This window comes from Bradyrhizobium sp. STM 3809 (assembly GCF_000239795.1).
Taxonomy (GTDB): domain Bacteria; phylum Pseudomonadota; class Alphaproteobacteria; order Rhizobiales; family Xanthobacteraceae; genus Bradyrhizobium.
Genome location: NZ_CAFJ01000779.1, coordinates 1 through 4,685, shown reverse-complemented (window position 1 = coordinate 4,685; position 4,685 = coordinate 1). Strand labels below are relative to the sequence as shown.

General features: G+C 64.9%; 4 protein-coding genes. 1 reads left to right on the top strand and 3 read right to left on the bottom strand.

The features are described 5' to 3' along the window. The 3 genes from BRAS3809_RS35440 to BRAS3809_RS33075 all read right to left on the bottom strand — a co-directional run. Positions 1 to 189, bottom strand: a 189-nt coding sequence (locus tag BRAS3809_RS35440) for an FAD-dependent oxidoreductase (protein ID WP_139017501.1), incomplete at its 3' end; no start/stop codon positions are given. Positions 190 to 199: 10 nt separating this feature from the next. After that, entirely contained in the window at positions 200 to 1,423 is a 1,224-nt protein-coding gene (locus tag BRAS3809_RS33080; RefSeq protein WP_008966368.1) for an ABC transporter substrate-binding protein, read from the bottom strand. Between the two features lie 285 nt (positions 1,424 to 1,708). Then, on the bottom strand, positions 1,709 to 1,927 hold the full coding sequence (locus BRAS3809_RS33075; protein ID WP_008966367.1) for a hypothetical protein: 219 nt from the start codon (positions 1,925 to 1,927) through the stop codon (positions 1,709 to 1,711). Positions 1,928 to 2,749: 822 nt separating this feature from the next. Between BRAS3809_RS33075 and parC the strand changes: the two genes are divergently transcribed. Next, the coding region (gene parC / locus BRAS3809_RS33065; RefSeq protein ID WP_035660224.1) for a DNA topoisomerase IV subunit A at positions 2,750 to 4,685 on the top strand (1,936 nt) is incomplete at its 3' end.

Genomic DNA, 4,685 nt, shown 5'->3' with positions numbered 1-4,685 from the left:
GCCGGGAATCCACAGCCAGCCGCCGGAGCGCGCGGTGGTGCCGCCGAACCGCGGCTCCTTCTCGGTGACTACGACCTTCAGCCCGGCATGGGCGGCGGTGACCGCCGCCGACAGCCCGGCGCAGCCGGAGCCGATCACCAGCACGTCGCAATCATGGGTCTCGCCGGCTCTGGCCTCAGCTCCGCTCATGCGCGCGCTCCTACTTCTTCAACAGCGGGCATTTGGATTCGGAGACCGGCCGGAACGCATCCTCGCCCTTCACGGTCTTGACGATCTCCAGATAGTCCCACGGCTCCTTGGATTCCGACGGCTTCTTGACCCGGGCGAGATACATGTCGCGGATGACGCGGCCATCCTCGCGCAACCGACCGCCGTGAACGAACGTATCCTCGATCGGCAGCTCGCGCATCTTGGCCATCACGGCCTTGGGGTCGTCGGTGCCGGCCGCCTTGATGGCCTTGAGATAATGCAGCACCGAGCCGTAGACGCCGGTCTGGATCATCGTCGGCATCACCTTGGTGCGGGCGAAGAACTTCTTCGACCAGGCGCGGGTGGCTTCGTCCATGTTCCAGTAGGAGGCCGTCGTCATGTAGGTGCCTTGCGCGGCCTCGAGACCGATCGCATGCACGTCGGTGTCGAACATCAACAATCCCACCAGCTTCTGGCCGCCCTTGACCAAACCGAATTCGCCGGACTGCTTGATCGCGTTGTCGGTGTCCTGGCCGGCATTGGCGAAGGCGACGACGTCGGCCTTCGAGCTCTGCGCCTGCAGCGCGAAGGAGGAGAAGTCGGCGGTGTTGGTCGGATGCTTGACGCCGCCGAGAATGGTGCCGCCGAGCTCCTTGATGAAGCGCGTCGCGTCCTTCTCCAGCTGCTGGCCGAACGCATAGTCCGCCGTGATGAAGTACCACGACTTGCCGCCCTGGCTGATCACGGCCGAGGTCGTCACCTTGGAGAGCGCGTAGGTGTCGTAGGTGAAGTGCACGGTGTTGGGGCTGCACAGCTCGTCGGTCAGCGAGCTCGCGCCGGGACCCGAGAGCAGCGCGATCTTGTTGCGCTCGCGCACCATGTTGTGCACGGCGATCGCGATGCCGGAATTGGGAATGTCGACGACCGCGTCGACCTTGCCATTGTCGAACCAGTCGCGGACGATCGTGGTGCCGACGTCGGTCTTCATCTGGTGGTCGGCGCTGATGATCTCGATCGGCTTGCCGAGCACGGTCGGGCCGAACTCCTCGACCGCCATCTTCGCCGCTTCCACCGAGCCCGGCCCGCTGTTGTCGCGGCCCCAGCTCGAGAGGTCGGTGAGCACGCCGATCCGCACCACATCGTCGGACACCTGGCCTTGAGCCTGAGCCGACGCGTTGGTCGCGATGAATGACGTCGTTGCCAGAAACGCGCAGGCGAGCAGCTGCCGTCGCATGAGGATCCTCCCGGGTTCGTCCGCTCTGTCGGCGGTGATGCGCGGAAGTTAGACAATGGCAAATCGATTTGTCAATGACGAATGGAGAAGGTGCGATGCGCAACGGCACGGAACGTTTTGGCCGCCCCGCACCGTCATTCCGGGGCAATCGACAACGCGCGTCTGCGCGTTGACGATTGAACCCGGAATCCCGAAATGATGGGCGCAAGACAGCATCGGGATTCCGGGTTCAAGGCCTGCGGCCTTGCCCCGGAATGACGACGGCTGATGATGAGTGAGCCCGTCCTACACGCGCGGCATGATCTGCAATTCGAGCAGGGCCAGCCGCTGCATGACGGCGGGATCGCGCTCGCCGGTCTTCGCCGTCCGCAGCACCGACTCGGCGAGCAGGGTGACATGGGTCGAGCTGACCGGCTCCGGCAGCGCCGCAATCGCGTCGTCCAGCGCCTGCGTCATCAGCGCGATCACGTCGGGGGAAAAGGCAGCGTCGGAAAAGTCCTTCATGGCAAGCTGTCCGCAGCACGGGCTTGGGCTGATCATCGATGACGCGATACGCTGCGATGCTCGGCAAAGGTCACGACGACAACGCGCCGCGCGGCGGGCCGGTTCCGGCTCCGCGTTGCTTCGGATATGCGGAAGCGCGCACCTGCCATGCGCAAACTGCCCGTCGAGCCAATCTGCCGCAGCCTGCGCCGCTTGTGTCGTCGGGCAAATCAGGCCGATGTTTCCGCGCATCCCGCCTCACTCGAAGGGGCGTTGCGCGCGATCGTCACGACACGCGGGGCGGGGTGCGGTGGCCTGTCGGCTCGCAGCGCGTCGGTTGCGCGCGGACGAACGAGTCCGGCAGGACGGTGAAGTCGCAGCGTCCCGGCGCCCCGATGCTGGCGTCAAGTTCGCGGCCGATGCCCTTGTGCATTGCGCGGACGATGGTGGCTACAAGCCCGGACACCAGGGAGACTGCGTATAAGCCGTCAACCCATCGCGCAGGGAAGGCCGGGTCGTCCGGCTGACCCGTGGTACCTGCCGCCTGCATTCTTTCTCGCAGGCGGGCCACGGACCTCAGCCGAGGTCCGGCCTTCCCTGCGCCCTTCGACCGAAGGGTGATCGATGCTGATAGCTCGGGCGCAACGTGCCGCGAGAACGTGGACGCGCGTGCCGGTCGTCATTGCGAGGAGCCGTGGGCTCGCATTGCCAGATTCCCGCCCATTTCCCTGCGGAACCCGGCCGGCCCGTCATTGCGCCGCGGCGCGTCATCGCATAAAGCGTGTTCCCAAATCGTTCACGTCAGCCCCTGATTTGGGCTAACCCACTGAAAGCTCAACGCGAATGGGAAAATCACTGATTCCGCCCGAGCCTGCGGAGATTCACGAGGTCACGCTGCGCGATGCGCTGGAGGAGCGCTACCTCGCCTATGCGCTGTCGACCATCATGCATCGCGCGCTGCCGGACGCCCGCGACGGCCTCAAGCCCGTGCACCGGCGCATTCTCTACGGCATGCGGCTGCTGCGGCTCGATCCGGGCACCGCGTTCAAGAAGTCGGCCAAGATCGTCGGCGACGTGATGGGTTCGTTCCATCCGCATGGCGACCAGGCGATCTACGACGCGATGGTGCGCCTCGCGCAGGATTTCTCCTCGCGCTATCCGCTGGTCGACGGCCAGGGCAATTTCGGCAACATCGACGGCGATAATCCGGCCGCCTACCGCTACACCGAAGCGCGCATGACCGATGTCGCGCGGCTGCTGCTCGAGGGGATCGACGAGGACGGCGTCGAGTTTCGGCCGAACTATGACGGCCAGTCGAAGGAGCCGGTGGTGCTGCCCGGCGGCTTCCCGAACCTGCTCGCCAACGGCGCGCAGGGCATCGCCGTGGGCATGGCGACCTCGATCCCGCCGCACAACGCTGCCGAGCTGTGCGACGCCGCACTGCATCTGATCGAGAAGCCAGACGCCAAGTCGCGCGCGCTGCTGCGCTGGGTGAAGGGTCCGGACTTCCCGACCGGCGGCACCGTGATCGACTCCAAGGAGTCCATCATCGAGGCCTACACCACCGGCCGCGGCTCGTTCCGCGTCCGCGCCAAGTGGAAGCAGGAAGAGGGTAATCGCGGCACCTGGGTGGTCGTGATCACCGAGATTCCGTATCTCGTGCAGAAGTCGCGGCTGGTCGAGAAGATCGCCGAGCTCTTGAACGAGAAGAAGCTGCCGCTGGTCGGCGACGTCCGCGACGAGTCCGCCGAGGACGTGCGGCTCGTCATCGAGCCGAAGTCGAAGAACGTCGATGCCGCGCTGATGATGGAATCGCTGTTCCGGCTGACGGATCTCGAGAGCAAGATTCCGCTGAACCTCAACGTGCTGATCAAGGGCAAGATTCCCAAGGTGGTCGGCCTCGCCGAGTGTCTGCGCGAATGGCTCGACCATCTGCGTGACGTGCTGATCCGCCGCTCGAACTATCGCAAGAAGCAGATCGAGAACCGGCTGGAGATTCTCGGCGGCTATTTGATCGCCTATCTCAACATCGACGAGGTGATCCGGATCATCCGCACCGAGGACGAGCCGAAGCCGGTCTTGATGAAGACCTTCAAGCTCACCGAGGTGCAGGCGGAAGCCATCCTCAACATGCGCCTGCGCTCACTGCGCAAGCTCGAGGAAATGGAGATCCGCACCGAGGACAAGAACCTGCGCGGCGAGCTGAAGGGCATCAACGAGCTGCTCGGCTCCGAGCAGATCCAGTGGGCCAAGGTCGGCGAGCAGGTCAAGACCGTGCGCGACATGTTCGGGCCGAAGACGCCGCTCGGCAAGCGCCGTACCAATTTCGCCGATGCGCCGGAGCACGATCTCGCAGCGATCGAGGAAGCCTTCATCGAGCGCGAGCCGGTCACGGTCGTCGTCTCCGAGAAGGGCTGGGTGCGCACGCTCAAGGGGCACGTCGCAGATCTCTCGAACCTGCAGTTCAAGACCGACGACCAGCTCGGCCAATGGTTCTTTGCCGAGAACACCTCCAAGGTGCTGCTGTTCGCGACCAACGGCAAGTTCTACTCGCTCGACGTCGGCAAGCTGCCGGGCGGCCGCGGTCATGGCGAGCCGATCCGCATGTTCATCGATCTCGACCAGGACGCCTCGATCGTCTCGATGTTCGTCACCAAGGGCGAGCGCAAGTTCCTGGTGGCGGCCTCCGACGGCCAGGGCTTCGTTGTCAAGGAAGAGGACTGCGTCAGCAACACCCGCAAGGGCAAGCAGGTGCTCAACGTGACCGCGCCGGCCGAGG